General features: G+C 59.0%; 14 protein-coding genes and 1 riboswitch. Of the genes, 4 read left to right on the top strand and 10 right to left on the bottom strand.

Annotated elements, in window-relative coordinates; all coding sequences use genetic code 11:
• Nucleotides 1-10: 10 nt before the first annotated feature.
• The 3 genes from AC1DCP_RS12235 to AC1DCP_RS12225 all read right to left on the bottom strand — a co-directional run bounded on the left by AC1DCP_RS12235 (nt 11) and on the right by AC1DCP_RS12225 (nt 2,979).
• Nucleotides 11-403 (bottom strand): VOC family protein, encoded by a 393-nt coding sequence (locus AC1DCP_RS12235; RefSeq protein ID WP_065659960.1) that lies wholly within the window; start codon nt 401-403, stop codon nt 11-13.
• Between the two features lie 91 nt (nt 404-494).
• A complete protein-coding gene (locus AC1DCP_RS12230) occupies nt 495-2,321 on the bottom strand; it encodes an ABC-F family ATP-binding cassette domain-containing protein (protein ID WP_065688694.1) in 1,827 nt (608 codons plus the stop codon).
• 4 nt (nt 2,322-2,325) lie between these two features.
• Complete coding sequence (locus AC1DCP_RS12225) at nt 2,326-2,979, bottom strand: thiamine diphosphokinase (protein ID WP_065659962.1); 654 nt, start codon at nt 2,977-2,979, stop codon at nt 2,326-2,328.
• Nucleotides 2,980-3,069: 90 nt separating this feature from the next.
• Nucleotides 3,070-3,146, top strand: a riboswitch (SAM riboswitch).
• An 82-nt stretch (nt 3,147-3,228) separates the two neighbouring features.
• Between AC1DCP_RS12225 and metA the strand changes: the two genes are divergently transcribed.
• Entirely contained in the window at nt 3,229-4,155 is a 927-nt protein-coding gene (metA, locus tag AC1DCP_RS12220) for a homoserine O-acetyltransferase MetA (RefSeq protein WP_003516567.1), read from the top strand.
• A 74-nt stretch (nt 4,156-4,229) separates the two neighbouring features.
• Nucleotides 4,230-5,249 carry an aldose epimerase family protein gene (locus tag AC1DCP_RS12215; RefSeq protein ID WP_065688695.1) on the top strand — a complete coding sequence of 340 codons (1,020 nt, stop codon included), beginning with the start codon at nt 4,230-4,232 and terminating at the stop codon, nt 5,247-5,249.
• A gap of 15 nt (nt 5,250-5,264) precedes the next feature.
• On the opposite strand, the gene mtgA is transcribed toward AC1DCP_RS12215, so the two are convergent.
• Nucleotides 5,265-6,011, bottom strand: coding sequence for a monofunctional biosynthetic peptidoglycan transglycosylase (gene mtgA / locus AC1DCP_RS12210; protein WP_081308600.1), 747 nt, complete (start codon nt 6,009-6,011; stop codon nt 5,265-5,267).
• Between the two features lie 135 nt (nt 6,012-6,146).
• On the opposite strand from mtgA, the gene AC1DCP_RS12205 reads away from it, so the two are divergent.
• Nucleotides 6,147-7,061, top strand: a complete 915-nt coding sequence (locus AC1DCP_RS12205) for a polyprenyl synthetase family protein (protein ID WP_065688696.1) — start codon at nt 6,147-6,149, stop codon at nt 7,059-7,061.
• Nucleotides 7,062-7,093: 32 nt separating this feature from the next.
• Here AC1DCP_RS12205 and AC1DCP_RS12200 read toward each other — a convergent pair whose 3' ends face one another.
• From AC1DCP_RS12200 to AC1DCP_RS12175, 6 genes are all read right to left on the bottom strand, one after another.
• Nucleotides 7,094-7,756: a YiaD family glycine zipper/OmpA-like lipoprotein gene (locus tag AC1DCP_RS12200; RefSeq protein WP_003516557.1), complete on the bottom strand. Its 663-nt coding sequence runs from the start codon at nt 7,754-7,756 to the stop codon at nt 7,094-7,096.
• Nucleotides 7,757-7,822: 66 nt separating this feature from the next.
• Nucleotides 7,823-9,073 carry a flavodoxin-dependent (E)-4-hydroxy-3-methylbut-2-enyl-diphosphate synthase gene (ispG, locus tag AC1DCP_RS12195; RefSeq protein ID WP_038492469.1) on the bottom strand — a complete coding sequence of 417 codons (1,251 nt, stop codon included), beginning with the start codon at nt 9,071-9,073 and terminating at the stop codon, nt 7,823-7,825.
• A gap of 120 nt (nt 9,074-9,193) precedes the next feature.
• Nucleotides 9,194-10,384, bottom strand: coding sequence for an MFS transporter (locus tag AC1DCP_RS12190; protein WP_065659964.1), 1,191 nt, complete (start codon nt 10,382-10,384; stop codon nt 9,194-9,196).
• 12 nt (nt 10,385-10,396) lie between these two features.
• Nucleotides 10,397-11,197: a DeoR/GlpR family DNA-binding transcription regulator gene (locus tag AC1DCP_RS12185; protein ID WP_065659965.1), complete on the bottom strand. Its 801-nt coding sequence runs from the start codon at nt 11,195-11,197 to the stop codon at nt 10,397-10,399.
• Between the two features lie 144 nt (nt 11,198-11,341).
• Nucleotides 11,342-14,803: a pyruvate carboxylase gene (pyc, locus tag AC1DCP_RS12180; RefSeq protein WP_038492474.1), complete on the bottom strand. Its 3,462-nt coding sequence runs from the start codon at nt 14,801-14,803 to the stop codon at nt 11,342-11,344.
• A 106-nt stretch (nt 14,804-14,909) separates the two neighbouring features.
• The gene (locus AC1DCP_RS12175) at nt 14,910-15,647 is read right to left on the bottom strand and encodes a LuxR family transcriptional regulator (protein WP_003516548.1); all 738 of its coding nucleotides are present in this window, start codon (nt 15,645-15,647) and stop codon (nt 14,910-14,912) included.
• 337 nt (nt 15,648-15,984) lie between these two features.
• On the opposite strand from AC1DCP_RS12175, the gene AC1DCP_RS12170 reads away from it, so the two are divergent.
• A complete protein-coding gene (locus tag AC1DCP_RS12170; protein WP_013636948.1) occupies nt 15,985-17,748 on the top strand; it encodes a glucan ABC transporter ATP-binding protein/ permease in 1,764 nt (587 codons plus the stop codon).
• Nucleotides 17,749-18,047 lie beyond the last annotated feature (299 nt).

Raw genomic sequence — 18,047 nt, 5'->3', positions numbered from 1 at the left:
ATGGCTGCCGTCAGGCCTGCTGCACCATGTGCACCAGTTCCCAGACATGGCCGTCGGGATCCTGAAAACTACCGGCATACATGAAACCGTGATCCTGAACCGGTTTCCAGCTGCTGCCACCCGAGGCGAGCGCCGTTTCGATCATCCGGTCGATTTCCTCACGGCTTCCCGCTGTGAGACAGGTCAGGACCTCGGTGCTGCGTTTGGCGTCGGCGATATCGCCATTGATGAAATCGCGAAAACGCTCCTCCTGAAGAAGCATCACGAAAATGTTCTCCTCAACGATCATGCAGAGCGTGCGGTCATCCGAATATTCCGGATTGAAGGTGAAACCGAGAGCCGTGAAGAAGCTTCTCGATGTCTCGATATTCTTGACCGGCAGATTGACGAAGATCATGCGCATTTTCTGAACTCCTCCGAACCCGCACAGGAAACGGCAATTCCGCCTCCCTGTCAAAGGTGGATGAGACCTCAGTCAAGAAATCGCAACCAAGTCACCCTTCAATTTCCTCGCGCAGCATCTCCAGCTCCAGCCATTCCTCTTCCATGGCTTCGAGCTTTTCGCGCAGCTTCGTCATTTCCTGCGCCAGCGTATTGAAGGTAGCCGGGTCCTTGGTGAACAGATTGGGATCGGCCATGCGCTGCTCACGCTTGGCGATTTCGCCCTGCGCCTTCTCCATCTCCTTTGGAAGGTTTTCGAGCGCAAATTTTTGCTTGAAGGAAAGCTTGCCCTTGGCCTTTGAAGGCTCCTGCGACGCGGAGGCGGAAGGGGCGGTCTTTGCCTTTTCCTGCTTCTCCGCCTTGCGCTTTTCTTCCGCAGCACCCTTGCGTTGCGCCATCATGTCCGAATAGCCGCCGGCATATTCGATCCAGCGTCCGTCCGGCTGGTCCGGATTGGCGGGCGCGATTGTGGAGGTGACGGTACGGTCGAGGAAATCGCGGTCGTGGCTGACGAGAATGACCGTGCCGGAAAAGCCCGCAACGATCTCCTGCAACAGATCGAGCGTTTCGATATCGAGATCGTTGGTCGGCTCGTCAAGGATCAGCAGGTTGGTAGGCCGCGCCAGAATGCGCGCAAGAATAAGACGGGCGCGCTCACCACCGGAGAGGTTGCGGATGGGCGTGCGGGCCTGTTCCGGCTGGAACAGGAAGTCCTTCATGTAACCCGTCACATGTTTCAACTCGCCATTGACCAGCAAATTGTCGCCGCGACCGTCGGTGAGGTAATGAGCGAGCGTATCGTTTGGATTGAGATCTTCACGCTTCTGGTCAAGTGTCGCGATTTCCAGATTGGTGCCGAGCTTTACCGTGCCGCTATCGGGCTGAAGCTGGCCGGTCAGCATCTTCAAAAGCGTTGTCTTGCCGGCACCGTTCGGCCCGACGAGACCGATGCAATCACCGCGATGCACCCGCAGCGAAAACGGCGCGATGATCACGCGCTCGCCGTAAGACTTGGTGATTGCGTCTGCCTCGATGACCAGTTTGCCGGATTCCCGCACCTCCGCAGCCGTCGCCTGCACGCTGCCCTGCGGTCCCTTGTGGCCGCGATAGTCCGCACGCATTGCCTGAAGCTCGCCCACGCGGCGCATGTTGCGCTTGCGTCTCGCGGTCACGCCGTAACGCATCCAGTGTTCTTCACGCTCGATGGCCTTGCCGAGCTTGTGCTGCTCCAGCTCTTCCTCTTCCAGCACCTTGTCGCGCCATTCCTCGAAATGCGCAAAACCGCGATTGAGACGACGGGACTGGCCGCGATCCAGCCACACGGTCGAGGTCGAAACCTTCTCCAGAAAACGCCTGTCGTGCGAGATCAGCACCAGCGCGCTACGCGTCTGCTGCAACTCGCCTTCAAGCCATTCGATGGTGGGCAGGTCCAGATGGTTGGTCGGCTCGTCCAGCATCAGAATATCGGGTTCAGGCGCCATGACGCGGGCAAGGGCCGCACGCCGCGCTTCGCCGCCGGACAGGCTATCCGGATGTTCCTGTCCCGTCAGGCCCAGATGCTCGAGAATATAGGTAACGCGATAGGGATCGTCGCCAGGTCCCAGCCCCGCCTCGGCATAGGCCTGCACAGTGTCGTAACCGGCAAAATCCGGCGCCTGTTCCAGATAACGGATGGTGGCGGAGGGGTGACGGAAAACCTCGCCCGACTGCGCCTCGACCAGACCGGCGGCGATCTTCATCAGGGTCGACTTGCCCGAACCGTTGCGTCCGACAAGGCAGATGCGGTCGCCCGGCTCCACCTGAAGATTGGCGCCGTCGAGCAGCGGGGTCACGCCGAAGGTCAGCTTGATGTCATCGAGTTTCAAAATTGGGGGTGCCAAGGCGTCAGGCTCCGGTCAGATCATAAGGGCGGGCGAGCACGATGGCTTTTCCGCTTTTCAGCGAGAAATGCACAGGGCCGCCATTCGCGACATTGGAAATAGTGCGGGAAGAGCCGAAAGCAAGCGGGAAATCCTTGAGAGGATAACGCACATTGCCGATATCGAGCCCCACAAGGTCGGTAAACCCGGCAACGGAAAACAGCGCACCGGGAGGCAGATCAAGATCGAACGACCCTGCCAGCAGCGGGCGGGCCTCCTCTTCGCCGGAGGTCAGCGTAACGTTGAGACCACGCTCAGTAAGCGCCACCGCGTAAAGAAGGTGCTGAAGTGCGTGGTCGCTTCTCGCTCCACCAAGCGCACCGGCAAGCACCAGAGAACGCGCGCCGCGGGCAAGTGCCTCCGACACCGCAATTTCGCCATCGGTCACAGCCTTTGCAGCGGGATAGGGCTGTCGCACCACATCGGGCCAGGCGTTCAGCAGGTCCTTGTCGGTGGAATCGAAATCCCCCACCCAGAGCTCGGGAGTGAGCCCGAGCGGTGCGGCATGGCGCATGCCGCCATCGGCCGCAATCACACGGCTACCCTCAACCGCCGCTTTGAGGCGGTCGGTAACGGTGACATCGCCGCCAAGCAGAATGGTGAAGCGTTCTCTATCCATGCCCTGCCTTATCGCACCTCAGGCAAAAATGGAAAGGCAGAAACCCGATGAAATCAGCCGATATTGATTTTCGTCGGCTTCGGGATTATGAAACGCCTCAGTGGTGATTTGCCGACCGGCTTGCAGCCACTTTAAAGAAGTCGCTAAAGGGTCGAGGAAAAGGGTAATTTCCTGGGACCGGCTGCGATTTCGCTGCCGGTTTTTTTGTTTTCGCAACGTTCTTTACGTCATCCGAAAAGAGAGTTCGACATGCCGATCAAGATTCCCGATACGCTTCCCGCCTTCGACACCCTCGTTCATGAGGGCGTGCGGGTCATGACAGAAACGGCGGCCATCCGGCAGGATATCCGCCCGCTCCAGATCGGGCTTCTCAATCTCATGCCGAACAAGATCAAGACGGAAGTGCAGATGGCGCGCCTCGTCGGCGCATCGCCGCTGCAGGTGGAGTTTTCGCTGATCCGCATTGGCGGCCATCGTGCCAAGAATACGCCGGAAGAGCACCTTCTGTCCTTCTATGAGACATGGGAGGAAGTGCGCCACCGCAAGTTCGACGGTTTCATCATCACAGGCGCGCCCATCGAGATGCTTGACTATGAAGACGTCACCTACTGGAACGAGATGCAAAAGATTTTCGACTGGACGCAAACCAACGTCCATTCGACGCTGAACGTCTGCTGGGGCGCGATGGCCGCCATCTACCATTTCCATGGTGTGCCGAAATACGAACTGAAGGAAAAGGCTTTCGGTGTCTATCGTCACCGCAATCTCTGCCCCTCGTCGATATATCTCAACGGTTTTTCCGACGACTTTCAGGTTCCGGTCTCACGCTGGACGGAAGTGCGCCGCGCCGACATCGAAAAACACCCGGAACTCGAAATCCTGATGGAGTCAGAGGAAATGGGCGTATGTCTGGTGCATGAAAAAGAGGGCAACCGCCTCTATATGTTCAACCACGTCGAATATGATTCAACCTCGCTTTCGGATGAATATTTCCGCGATGTGAACTCGGGCGTCCCAATCAAGCTGCCGCATGATTATTTTCCGCACAATGATCCGGAGCTTGCCCCGCTCAACCGCTGGCGCAGCCATGCCCATCTGTTTTTCGGCAACTGGATCAACGAGATATATCAGACGACGCCTTATGACCTCGAAGCAATCGGCAAACTAGCGGCGTAAATTGCGGGATTGCGAATTGCCGGAAAATGACGCAACGTCCGCCGGCAATTCAAAGATATCGGGAGAATGACGCAATGAGCGACGCGGCGGCACGGGAGAATTTCGGTTTCACGGCAACCGGCGAAAAGGTTGAGCGCGTCACCATCTCGAGGGGCGGGCTGACGGCCAAGGTTATCACTTGGGGCGCCGTCATTCAGGACCTACGCCTCGATGGGCACCAGCCGCCGCTCGTTCTCGGCTTCGATACATTCGAGGACTACAAATATTCATCCTATTTCGGCGCCACACCCGGCCGCAACGCCAACCGTATCGGTGACGGAAAATTCTCGATCGACGGGCACGAATACCAGCTGGAACTGAACGAAAAAGGCGTCAGCCACCTGCATGGCGGCAGCGACGGGATGGGCAAACGTAACTGGATGCTGATGGAACACGGCGAAAGCCATGCGGTTCTGCAGATCATCGATCCCGACGGCCGCGCCGGTTATCCCGGCAATTGCACGGTGACCGCGACCTATACGATCCGCGACGGCGGCGTGCTTTCGGTGGTCTATGAAACGGTGACCGACCAACCGACCATCGCCAATATCTGCCAGCATTCCTATTTCAACCTCGACGGTGCTGATACCGCACTTGGACATGAGATCAGCATCGCCGCTGACTTTTATCTGCCAACCAACGACAAACAGATCCCTACAGGCGAAATCCGCTCCGTCGAAGGCACCGTCTTCGACCTGCGCCACCCGACGCCGATGCGGCGAACGGAGGATGGCGAGCAGGTGCTCTACGACCATAATTTCTGCCTTTCGCCCGAGCGTCGCGCCAAACGCAAGGTTGCCCGCGCCTATTCGCCCGCCTCCGACATTGCCCTTGAGGTTCACACCACCGAACCCGGCGTGCAATTTTATTCAGCCTTCAAGCTGGATGTTCCCGTTCCAGGCCTCGATGGCCGCCATTATGGCCCCTTTGCCGGTTTTTGTCTGGAAACGCAGATATGGCCTGATGCCGTCAATCATCCCGATTTCCCCTACGCGATCCTGCGTCCCGGCGAGACCCTGCGTCAGGAAACCGACTATATTTTCAATAAGGGTTGAGGCGGCGGGCTGGGCTCAGTCCAGCACGCATCCCACATAACCGCCCGACGCTCGGGCACGCCGTTCGATAAGGCCGGCAAGCCGTTGCAAACCACGCCCCGGCTTGCTGGCAACGCGATCGATGGGATTGGGCAGGGAAACGGCAAGCAGTGCCGCCTGGCGGGAGCTGAGCTTTGCCGCCGGTACCTTGAAATGGTGCTGTGCTGCGGCCTCGATGCCGTAAATGCCGGGTCCCCATTCGGCAACGTTGAGATAAATCTCCATCATCCGTTTTTTGGACCAGACGAAATCGGCAGCAATCGCCAGCGGCAACTCCAGCCCCTTGCGCAAGAACGAGCGGCCGTTCCAGAGGAACAGGTTCTTGGCCGTCTGCATGGGAATGGTGCTGGCGCCACGGGTGGACGCGCCTTCGAGCGCATTGTTGACCACGGACTGCATCTGGTTCCAGTCAACGCCGCCGTGGAAACAGAATTGTCCGTCCTCGGACATCATCACGGATTGCACAAGGCGCGGCGAAATATCCTCGAGCGGCACCCAGCGCCGGTCATAACCCTGAAGTGTCACCAGATCGGCAAGCATCAGCGTCGAGACCGGCCGCATGAAAGGCAGGGCGTAAACCGGGATCAGCAGATAGGGCAGGATCAGCAACGCCAGCAAGATCATGATGATACGCTTTGCCAACGTGCGAAAATCCACCTTCGGACTGCTCCGGTCTTCCGCCAGCACGGCGTAATCTGCGTCGCTTTCAGGCGTACTGCTCAATATTCGTCAAAGCCCCGCACCAATCGAAGCCTTTCATAGTCCATTGCCGCCTTCAAGGCGAGTCCGGTCAAACAGTTGACCTCAGGAATCACGAAAAGGTTGCCTGGCCCCGCGCGCCATGCCAAAGAGCGCGGCATGGACGCTCAGATGACGAATTTCGAAACGAAGCTGCGCGATAACGCGGCACAGACCGAATCCCTGCTTGGTCGCCTGCTTTCCGCAGAGGCGCGTGCGGATGAGATTACGCGCCCGCAAAACCTGCTCGACGCCATGCGTCATGGTGTGCTGAACGGCGGCAAACGCCTGCGGCCCTTCCTCGTCATAGAAAGCACGGCCTTGCTCGGCGGAAATGCCGAAGCAGCCCATCATGTCGGTGCCGCGCTGGAATGCCTGCATTGTTACTCGCTGGTGCACGACGATCTGCCAGCGATGGATGACGACGACCTGCGCCGCGGCCAGCCGACAGTGCACCGCAAATTCGACGAGGCGACCGCCATTCTCGCAGGCGACAGCCTGCTGACACTCGCCTTCGACATTATCGCGTCGGACGAAAATCCTCTCCAGGCAGACCGCAAGGCGGCTCTCGTGCTCTCGCTCGCTCGCGCCGCAGGCATCGGCGGCATGGCGGGCGGTCAGGCGCTCGATCTGGCTGCGGAAAAGAACGCACCTGATGAGACCGGCATTATTACATTGCAGGCTATGAAAACCGGTGCACTGCTTCGCTTCGCCTGCGAGGCAGGCGCGATCATCGCCGGCAGCGATGTTTCCGAAAGGCAAAGACTACGCCTCTTCGGTGAAAAGATCGGCCTTGCCTTCCAGCTTGCCGACGATCTCCTGGATCTGACCGCCGATGCCGCCACCATGGGCAAGGCAACCGGCAAGGATGCCGCACGCGGCAAGGGAACGCTGGTGGCACTACGCGGTGAAGACTGGGCGCGCCTCAAGCTTCAGGAACAGGTGGCGGAAGCCTCCGAACTTCTGGCCCCCTACGGCGAAAAGGCCGCGATACTCATCGCGGCCGCCAGATTCATCGCCGAACGGAAAAGCTGAGCCGGTTTCCCGGCTCACCGTTTTTCAGCCAATCAGCCCTTGAGCGGCGAAATCAGCACTTCGACACGACGGTTCTGGGCGCGGCCATCCGGCGTTGCGTTCGAAGCGATCGGCTGCGAGGGGCCGAAGCCGAGCGTCGAAATACGGCGCTGGTCGACGCCGCGTGCGCCGAGATAGTTTGCAACAGACGCCGCACGACGCTCGGAAAGCGCCTGGTTGTGCTGCTGGCTGCCGGTAGAGTCGGTATGGCCGTTGATGTCGATGAGCGTGCGGTTGAACTTGTTCAGCACGATGGCGACGGAATCGAGTGTCTGATAGAAGGGCGGGATGACCTGATCCTGATCCGTCGCGAAGGTGATGTTCGACGGCATGTTGAGAACGATGCTGTCGCCACGGCGGGTAACCGAAACGCCAGTGCCCTGAAGCTGGGCGCGAAGCTCGGATTCCTGACCATCCATGTAATTGCCGATTGCGCCACCGGCGAGTGCACCGATGCCGGCGCCGATTAGGGCTGCGTTGCGGCGACCGACCGGCGAACCGCCGACAGCCAGACCACCGAGAGCACCGACGACAGCGCCGATACCAGCGCCGCCCGCCGTGTTCGACATCTTCTGCTCACCCGTATAGGGATCGGTGGTGGTGCAGGCGGAAAGATAGGTCCCGCAAAGGGCAACGATCGCGATTTTTTTGATCATGTGTTTTGATGCTCCGAAGGGTTCAGGCGGTATGACAGTGGAATTTCGGCATTTTCACGGTAGTTTTTACTCCGCCGCATCTTTCCGGCCAAAACGCTTTTCGATGTAATCGATCACAAGCGCTTCAAAATCCGCGGCGATGTTGGGACCGCGCAGGGTGAGCGCCTTCTCGCCATCGATGAAGATCGGTGCAGCGGGGCTTTCGCCGGTTCCGGGCAGTGAAATGCCGATATCGGCATGTTTGCTTTCGCCGGGGCCATTAACGATGCAGCCCATGACAGCAACATTGAGCGCTTCCACACCGGGATACTTTTCACGCCAGATCGGCATGTTCTTGCGAATGTCATTCTGGATATTCTGGGCAAGTTCCTGAAAGACGGTAGAGGTGGTGCGCCCGCAGCCGGGACATGCCGCAACCACCGGAATGAACTGGCGGAAACCCATGACCTGCAGCAATTCCTGCGCCACCTGCACCTCGCGGGTGCGGTCGCCGTTCGGCTCCGGCGTCAGCGAGACGCGGATCGTGTCGCCAATACCGTGCTGCAGCACATAACCCATGGCGGCAGACGAGGCGACGATGCCCTTGGAACCCATGCCGGCTTCGGTAAGACCGAGATGCAGTGCGTGGTTGGAGCGTTCCGACAGCATCGAATAAACGGCAATCAGGTCCTGTACCTGGCTGACCTTGGCAGACAGTATGATGCGGTTGCGCGGCAGGCCGATTTCTTCGGCAAGCTCTGCGGAAATCAGTGCCGACTGGACGATGGCTTCGCGGGTGACCTGACGGGCAGAGAGCGGAAAACCCTGCTCCTTGTTCTTGTCCATCAGCGTCGTCAGCAATTCCTGATCGAGCGACCCCCAGTTCACGCCGATGCGAACCGGCTTGTCATAACGGATCGCCATTTCGACGATTTCGCCGAACTGCTTGTCCTTCTTGTCCTTGAAGCCGACATTGCCGGGATTGATGCGGTATTTCGCCAGTGCTTCGGCACAGGCCGGATGATCGGCCAGAAGCTTGTGGCCTATATAGTGGAAATCGCCAATCAGCGGCACGTCCATACCAAGGCGCAGCAGTCGTTCGCGGATTTTCGGCACAGCGGCAGCGCTCTCATCGCGATCGACGGTGATGCGCACCATTTCAGAACCGGCCTGGAAAAGTGCCGCCACCTGCTGCACGGTGGCGTCGATATCCGCCGTGTCGGTATTGGTCATGGATTGTACGACTACAGGCGCACCGCCACCCACGATGACGCCCCCTACGTCGACGGCAACGGATGCACGGCGGGGCTTTGGATCGTAATCGGCGTGTGACGTCATGGCGGTCTCTGGAGCTTGCGGCAAGGTCTGGCAATTGAGGTGAAACAAGGGGGCCTGCTTGTCAACACCCAACGCATAAGAGCTTCTACTTTACCGCAATCATGGCAAAATTCGAGACGCCTATTCCTTGCCCGCACCATCCGCATGCCGGGCGAGCCGCGAAAGCAGCAAAACCACCACATGCAACAACGGCAGAGCAAGAAATACGCTGGCCAGGCCGGTATGTTCGGCAATGAAGCCGATGGCCGAGGGTGCTACCAGAATCCCGGAATAACCCATGGTGGTGACGACCGACAGGCCGATGCCGGGTGCCAGTCCCGGCATGTTCCCCGCCGCCGAAAAGGCGATCGGCACCATGTTGGAAATACCGATGCCGGCAATCGCGAAGCCGATGATCACAAACGTGGAATTTCCCGCAAGACCCGCAATCAGAAGGCCCGCAATCGACATGACCGAGCAGAACCGCAGGGTGTTGACCGCGCCGAACCGGTCGCGCACCAGATCGCCGGCAAAACGCATGGCCGCCATGGTCATGGAAAAGGCCGCGAAAGCGAAACCGGACTGGGACACGGAAGCGCCGAGTTCATTGCGCAGATAAAGGGCACCCCAATCGAGGATCGCGCCTTCCGGAATCATCGAAAACAGCGCCATCAGACCGATAATCCACGGCAAGGGCGTCAGCGGCAAGCGACCTTTCGGACGCTCCTCCTCGGCATGCGGGCGATCCGCAAGAACGCGCGGCCACGCGACGACGAGCAAAACAAGGGCGATGACCGTCAACGCGATCGCATGCCCCTGCACGCCAATGGTCGTGATGAGATAGCCGCCAAGACCGGCACCGATCAGGCCGCCCAGGCTCCAGAAAGCATGGCACGACGACATGATGGCGCGGCGCATGTCACGCTCGACCGCCACCGCATTGGCGTTCATGGCGACATCCATCGCCCCTGTCAGCCCACCGAACAGGAAAACCGCAATCACACCTGCCCAGATCGTGTCTGCCCAGGAGATGAAAAGCAGTGTCGGCAAGAAAATAGCCGCACTCGCAAGGCTGACCGTTCGCGATCCGAAACGGGCGATCTGGGAACCGGCGATCGGCATGAAAACCAGCGAGCCGACGCCGAAAACCAGAATGATAAGGCCAAGCGCACTTTCACTGAGGGATAACCGCGCCGCAAATTCCGGTATTTTGGGCGCCCACGATCCCATCATGAAACCGTTCATCAAAAACAGCAGGGACACACCGAGCCTGTGCCGCGTCAGATAGGACGAGCGCTTGACCGTCGGCGAAAATGTCGTGGGGCCGTTCATCGGTAATATCCTTCAGACTTGACCGTGAGAGAGTTGGACGGCGTCATCGTCGCCGAAATGAACTTGTACGCCTTTAGCCGACAGCGCCTCGACCAATGTGCGGTCGGCGTCATGTTCCAGCACCAGGGAAAGAGGCGGAGAAAAGTCGTGCACGTGAAACGCCGCCTTGTGGCCCAGCTTTTCCGTGGTGATGGCGGCAACAATCCGCTGGCTGGCGCTGCAGGCAAGCCGCTTGAACACGGCATCCTCGAAAATATCCGCCGACAGGCCGGTCTCAGCCGCAACACCGCAAACTCCAAGAATACACAGCTCGGGCCGCATCAGCTCGAGTTGCCGCAACGCCATGGCGTCGATGGCCGCACCGACGGCCGGATCGACCTTGCCGCCGATCATGATCAAAGCGATATCGGCGCGCCCCGTGAGTTCAGCGGCAATAGCAGGCGTATTCGTTACCACCGTCAATTTGAGACCGGCGGGGATAGCCCTTGCAATGGCCAGATTGGTGGAGCCGGCATCGATGAAGACGACCATGCCCGGCTCAAGCAGCGGAATTGCTGCGCACGCCAACGAAGCCTTGCGATCGGCATCCTCGGCGATCCGTGTCTTCAGCGGCACCGTCTTGCTATCGGAAAGCAACGCCCCGCCATAGACGCGCAGACACTCCCCGCGCGCCGCCATATCCCGCAGATCCCGGCGGACCGTGTCTTCCGAAACGCCGAAATTCTGGGCGAGATCCTGTGCAAGCACTCGGCCGCTTTGCCGCAACTGTGCAAGGATGAGCGCCTGCCGCTCGCTGACAAAATGATCGCTCATCGGGACTCATGCATAAACAGGAACAAACGTGCACGAACATGCATATTTGAGTTTTAGTGAAGGTGCAACAGCAAAACGCCCGCCGGGAGGGCGGGCGTTTATAACGAAAGACAAAATATCGCGGCTAGCGATGCCGTGTGGGCATCATTCCGCGTAGGCGATCAGCAGATCCTTTGCGTCGATCTGGTCACCCGGGCGCACGAGAACCTCGGCGACCTTGCCATCGCGTTCGGCGTGAAGCGCGGTTTCCATCTTCATGGCTTCGATGGAGAGCAGCACGTCGCCGGCCTTGACCTCCTGACCCTGGTTGATGAAGACACGGCTGATCACGCCCGGCATCGGCGCACCAATATGTGTGCCATTGCCGAGTTCCGCTTTGCGGCGCACCGCAGAGCCGGATGCGCCATGAGCGCGATCCGGCACCTTGATGCGGCGCGGCTGGCCGTTGATCTCGAAGAACACCGTCACCATGCCCTTATCGTCAGTGCCGGAAGAGGCTTGATTGACGATGACCAGCGTTTTGCCGCGCTCGATATCGGCAAACAGCTCTTCACCGTCCTCCATGCCATAGAAATACGCATGGGTGGGAAGCACGGAAACCGGACCGTAGGTCTCGGAGGTCAGCGCGAAATCGGTAAATACCTTCGGATACATCAGATAGGATGCGAATTCGAAGTCGTTCACGGAACGCTCGAGTTTGGTCTCGATCGCCTTTCTCTCCGCATCGAGATCGGCATCCGGCAGCAATGAGCCGGGACGAACCGTATAGGGCGCGTCACCCTTCAGCGCCTTTTTCTGCAGGGCTTCCGGCCAGCCGCCTGGCGACTGCCCAAGATCGCCCTTCAGCATCGAAACCACCGAGTCCGGGAAGGACACTTCACGATCAGGATTTTCCACGTCGGCGACCGTCAGATCCTGGCTCACCATCATCAGCGCCATATCGCCGACAACCTTGGAGGACGGCGTGACCTTGACGATATCGCCGAACATCCGGTTGGCGTCGGCATAGGCCTGCGCGACCTCGTGCCAGCGGCTCTCAAGACCGAGCGAGCGCGCCTGCTCCTTGAGATTGGTGAATTGCCCACCGGGCATTTCATGCAGATAGACTTCCGAGGCAGGGCCCTTCAGATCGCTTTCGAAAGCCGCATACTGGTTGCGCGCCGACTCCCAGTAGAAGGAGATGCGGCGGATCCATTCCGTATCGAGACCCGTATCGCGTTCCGATCCGGCCAGCGCTTCCACGATGGAACCGAGGCAGGGCTGGGACGTGTTGCCCGAAAGCGCATCCATGGCGGCATCCACCGCATCCACGCCCGCATCGACGGCGGCAAGCACGGTCGCAGCCGCAATGCCGGATGTGTCATGCGTGTGGAAATGGATAGGCAGGCTGGTCGCCTCCCTCAGCGCCTTGAACAGCACCTTGGCAGCGGCAGGCTTCAGAAGTCCCGCCATATCCTTGACGGCGATGATATGCGCGCCAGCACGCTCCAGCTCGGCGGCGAGGTTGGTATAATATTTCAGGTCGTATTTTGGACGCGCAGAATTGAGGATATCGCCCGTGTAGCAGATGGCCGCTTCGCAGAGCTTGTTCTCCTCGGCGATCGCATCCATCGATACGCGCATATTCTCCACCCAGTTCAGGCAGTCGAACACGCGGAACAGGTCGATACCGCCCTTCGCAGCCTGACGGACGAAATATTTCACGACATTGTCTGGATAGTTCTTGTACCCGACGCCGTTCGCACCGCGCAGCAGCATTTGCAGCAGCAGGTTCGGCGCACCCTCGCGGATCAGCGCCAGGCGCTCCCACGGGTCTTCCGTCAGGAAGCGCATGGAAACGTCGAAAGTGGCGCCGCCCCAGCACTCCAGAGACAGAAGCTGCGGCAAGGCCTTGGCATAGACGCTTGCGACGCCGGCAATGTCATGGGTACGCATGCGCGTGGCCAGCAGCGACTGATGGCCGTCGCGCATCGTTGTGTCCGTTACCAGCACCCGCTTTTCGTTGCGCATCCAGTCGGCAAAGCCCTTCGGCCCCAGCCGGTCGAGCAATTGCTTGGTGCCATCAGGCGTCGGCGCATCGATGTAGGGAACCACCGGCTGTGCCGCATTTGCCGGTGGCTTGACGCGGCCCTTGGTTTCAGGATGCCCGTTCACCGTCACATCGGCAAGATAGGTGAGCAGCTTCGTAGCGCGGTCCTGACGCTTGACCTGTGCAAACAGCTCCGGCGTCGAATCGATGAAGCGGGTCGTATAGGTGTTGTTGCGGAAACTCGCATGGCCAATGATGGCCTCGAGGAAGGTCAGGTTGGTCGCAACACCGCGAATTCGGAATTCGCGCAGCGCGCGGTCCATGCGACTGATCGCTTCATCCGGCTGCGGCGCCCAGGCCGTTACCTTCACCAAAAGCGGATCGTAATAACGGGTAATGATCGCCCCCGAATAGGACGTCCCGCCATCCAGACGAATGCCGAAGCCGGACGCCGAGCGGTACGCCGTTATACGGCCGTAGTCGGGAATGAAATTGTGCTCCGGGTCTTCCGTGGTGATACGGCACTGCAGCGCATGGCCGTTGAGGCGGATATCTTCCTGTTTAGGCACACCCGATTCCGGCGTGCCAATGGCGGCCCCTTCCAGAATATGGATTTGCGCTTTAACAATATCGATGCCGGTCACGACTTCGGTAACGGTATGCTCCACCTGAATGCGCGGATTGACCTCGATGAAGTAGAATTTGCCGGTATCGACATCCATCAGATATTCGACCGTGCCGGCGCCGATATAATTGGTCGCAGCCGCGATCTTTAAAGAATAGGCGGCCAGTTCCTGACGCTGCGCTTCGCTGAGATAGGGTGCCGGCGCGCGCTCAACCACTTTTTGATTGCGGCGCTGGATCGAACAATCGCGCTCGAACAGATGCACGACATTGCCATGGGTATCACCGAGAACCTGGCTCTCGACGTGGCGGGCGCGCTCGAGCAGCTTTTCGAGATAGACCTCGTCCTTGCCGAAAGCGGCCTTTGCCTCGCGCTTGGCCTCGGTGACCTCGCGTGCCAGATCCTCCTTTTTGCGGATGGCGCGCATGCCGCGACCGCCGCCGCCCCAGGAGGCCTTCAACATCACGGGATAACCGATCTCTTCGGCCAGCCGCTCCACCTCGGCCATATCGTCCGGCAGCGGCTTGGTTGCAGGAACAACGGGAACATTGACCGAGATCGCCAGATTGCGGGCGGCAACCTTGTTGCCGAGCTGGCGCATCGTATCCGCCGTCGGTCCGATGAAGGTGATGCCAGCCTTGTTACAGGCCTCAACGAATTCGGGGCTTTCGGACAAAAGGCCGTAACCGGGATGGATCGCGTCCGCGCCGGAAAGTCTGGCCACGCGGATGACCTCCTCAATCGAAAGATAGCTCTCGATCGGTCCCATATCCTTGGCGAGATGCGGACCCCTGCCGACCTGATAACTTTCATCCGCCTTGAAGCGGTGCAAAGACAGCTTGTCCTCTTCCGCCCAAATGGCGACGGTTTTTATCCCCAGCTCGTTCGCTGCCCGGAAAACTCGGATCGCAATTTCGGATCGGTTGGCAACAAGTATTTTCGATATTTTCAAGACGGTCTCCCCACACGCCAAAACAGAATTTCTGCTGCACTGCGGAATTAAGCAGCAAAACCCGGTCTTGAAAAGGGCAATTCGGGAGAGAAGCGTACTGTCGTAACTAGCTCAGCAAGCCGTTGCGAAAGGCGAGTGCTACAGTATGCTGCCTGTTCTTGGCGCTGAACCGACGCTGGATTCCATTGATATACCAGTCGACCGTGTGATTGGAGATCGATAGCTGGCGTCCAATTTCGGTTGAGGTCATGCCATCAGCCATCAGCGTCAGCACTTCCATTTCCCGCCTTGTAAGTTCAAGAGCGGAAACATTCGGCGCGTTGTTGAGGTTATGGACCTGACCTGAAAGATCGAGCAGACGCCAGAACACCGCGCGCGTGGCCGCATCCAGCAGCTCAACGTGCAACGAAGGCAATTGCCGGTCCTCGCCGCCAAGGAACACCGCGCCGATGAATCCCGCGCGCCCGTGCACCGGAAAGGCATACCCACCCTGCAGACCGTAACGGCCGGCATCGTGAAAAAACACATTCGCCCTTTTTCGATGCATCGCGCGGGGCAGGCCCTCAAGCGCCTCTTTCCACTGAAACGGCTTGTGCACCATGCCGATCACCTTACGGACGGGATCGACAAGATTATATTTCTTGGCGCGGTAGACCTCGATCCACCCTTCCGGGAGATGTTGTGCGAGAATCTGGCCGGTGGAAGCAAGCTCCCCGGTCATCCGCCGGCTGACGAGGAAATATTCGAAACCATATTCGCGAATAAGTGTTACAAATTCGGAGCGAACACGATCAGCGTTTCCCGCCTGGTAGCACGCAGAGATGAAGTGAAGAATATCATGCATAAAGACACATGCCCGGAGCTTGGCTGGAAGGGATGACATGAAGGACATGGTCCCGCGAGGACGTCATGTTACTCGGGCGCCGGTCGGTTCAGACTGAACATATCGTCGTTAGCAATCCCTGAAACGAACATGCAAAATCTTGTGACCGCGTTCCCTAGAAACATCGGGTTCAGTTTTTTTTCGGTTCGCACGCGTGCTCGGTTTGTTAAGCCGCCATTCAGACTGAAAGAGCGATAATTACACAAATTTCGCCGTCTCATGCAACCTTGCTAAAACAGCATTGTATTGAGACCGAACAATCAACCGCTCGAAACAGACGCTGGACTGGATTGAAAATTTGACTTTGTTTCAGGTTTACACACGCGCCCTGCGCTATCTGACCGTACATAAATGGCGGGTGTTGATCGTTGTCATCGCCAACATCATTCTTGCAGCGATCACCATTGCCGAACCCGTGCTGTTTGGACGGATCATCGACGCCATCTCCTCCGGCTCCGATGTCACGTCCATCCTCATCCTGTGGGCGGGTTTCGGCGTCTTCAACACCGTGGCTTATGTCGCTGTCGCCCGCGAGGCCGACCGGCTGGCCCACGGTCGCCGCGCGACCCTACTGACGGAAGCCTTCGGCCGGATCATCTCCATGCCGCTCTCCTGGCACCATCTGCGCGGCACCTCGAACGCGCTGCATACGCTTCTGCGCGCCAGCGAGACGCTGTTCGGCCTGTGGCTCGAATTCATGCGCACGCATCTGGCGACTTTCGTCGCACTCGTACTGCTTATTCCGACAGCCATTGCCATGGACCTGCGCCTCAGCTTCGTCCTGATCGGTCTTGGCATCGTCTACTGGTTCATTGGCAAGTGGGTGATGGGCCGCACCAAGGATGGCCAGGCTTCGGTCGAGGAGCATTATCACAGCGTTTTTGCCCATGTCAGCGATTCCATCAGCAACGTGTCCGTCCTGCACAGCTACAACCGCATCGAGGCTGAAACGAAGGCGCTGAAATCCTTCACCGAAAAACTGCTGAGCGCCCAATATCCGGTGCTCGACTGGTGGGCTTTCGCAAGTGCCTTGAACCGCACTGCGTCGACCGTTTCGATGATGATCATCCTCGTCATCGGCACCGTGCTAGTGAAGAACGGCGAATTGCGCGTCGGTGACGTCATTGCCTTCATCGGTTTCGCCAATCTTCTCATCGGCCGTCTCGATCAGATGCGTCAGTTCGTGACCCAGATTTTCGAGGCGCGCGCAAAGCTCGAGGATTTCTTCGTGCTGGAGGATTCCGTCAAGGAACGGGAAGAACCGGGCGACGCCCGCGAATTGTCAAATGTCTCCGGCACCGTGGAGTTCCGCAACGTCAATTTCGGTTTCGCCAACACCAAGCAGGGCGTCCACGACATCTCGTTTACGGCCAAGGCCGGCCAGACGATTGCCATCGTCGGACCGACGGGCGCGGGCAAGACCACGCTCATCAATCTTCTGCAGCGTGTCTATGATCCGGATTCAGGCCAGATTCTGATCGATGGAACCGACATCTCGACGGTGACGAAGAACTCGCTCAGAAACTCCATCGCCACGGTGTTCCAGGATGCCGGCCTTCTCAACCGCTCCATCCGCGAAAACATCCGCCTTGGTCGCGAATCTGCTACCGACGCGGAGGTCGTGGAAGCAGCAGCAGCTGCTGCTGCGACGGATTTCATCGACAGCCGTATCACCGGCTACCTGACCCAGGTGGGTGAACGCGGCAACCGCCTGTCCGGTGGCGAGCGCCAGCGTATCGCCATTGCGCGTGCTATCCTGAAGAACGCTCCCATCCTGGTCCTTGACGAGGCAACCAGCGCGCTGGACGTGGAAACGGAAGCACGGGTTAAGGCCGCCGTGGACGCGCTGAGAATGAACCGCACGACCTTCATCATCGCCCACCGCCTTTCCACGGTGCGCGATGCCGATCAGGTGCTGTTCCTCGATCAGGGCCGTATCATTGAAAAGGGCACGTTCGACGAGCTCAGCCAGCGTGGCGGACGCTTCACCTCGCTGCTGCGCACCAGCGGCCTGCTGACAGAGGACGAGGGCCAGCCCCGGCCGAAAGCCATCGCCTCCTGACACTCTGGCTTACGGAATATAATAAGGGCGGGCACCGTGGTGTCCGCCCTTTTTCTTTGTCCGTTTTCCAAGGTCTGCGAAGCTGCAGACATGTGCCTTGATAATGCAGGAAAGGGCCAAGCCTTAGCCTCGCCATCAGCATTCAGCGATCCAACAGCGCAGAAACATGGCTCTGTAAAACTGCTCTGCCTGCGTGCCACGTTGAGAGGAGCACGGCTTACATTCTCGTTGGCCCTTGCAAGACCGTCGCGAGGCTGTGTCATTTCTCTCATGAGATGATGCTGGAGGTACCCGCGAGG

This window comes from Agrobacterium sp. 10T429 (genome assembly GCF_056393925.1).
Note: the sequence above shows the minus strand (reverse complement) of the source record. Positions and strands in the feature narration are given on the sequence as shown.

Bases quoted from the DNA above. Each gene is read 5' to 3' on its own strand.
- AC1DCP_RS12235 (WP_065659960.1), bottom strand. From the start codon at position 403: ATGCGCATGATCTTCGTCAATCTGCCGGTCAAGAATATCGAGACATCG.
- AC1DCP_RS12225 (WP_065659962.1), bottom strand. From the start codon at position 2,979: ATGGATAGAGAACGCTTCACCATTCTGCTTGGCGGCGATGTCACCGTT.
- metA (WP_003516567.1), top strand. From the start codon at position 3,229: ATGCCGATCAAGATTCCCGATACGCTTCCCGCCTTCGACACCCTCGTT.
- AC1DCP_RS12215 (WP_065688695.1), top strand. From the start codon at position 4,230: ATGAGCGACGCGGCGGCACGGGAGAATTTCGGTTTCACGGCAACCGGC.
- AC1DCP_RS12205 (WP_065688696.1), top strand. From the start codon at position 6,147: ATGGACGCTCAGATGACGAATTTCGAAACGAAGCTGCGCGATAACGCG.
- AC1DCP_RS12200 (WP_003516557.1), bottom strand. From the start codon at position 7,756: ATGATCAAAAAAATCGCGATCGTTGCCCTTTGCGGGACCTATCTTTCC.
- ispG (WP_038492469.1), bottom strand. From the start codon at position 9,073: ATGACGTCACACGCCGATTACGATCCAAAGCCCCGCCGTGCATCCGTT.
- AC1DCP_RS12190 (WP_065659964.1), bottom strand. From the start codon at position 10,384: ATGAACGGCCCCACGACATTTTCGCCGACGGTCAAGCGCTCGTCCTAT.
- AC1DCP_RS12185 (WP_065659965.1), bottom strand. From the start codon at position 11,197: ATGAGCGATCATTTTGTCAGCGAGCGGCAGGCGCTCATCCTTGCACAG.
- AC1DCP_RS12175 (WP_003516548.1), bottom strand. From the start codon at position 15,647: ATGCATGATATTCTTCACTTCATCTCTGCGTGCTACCAGGCGGGAAAC.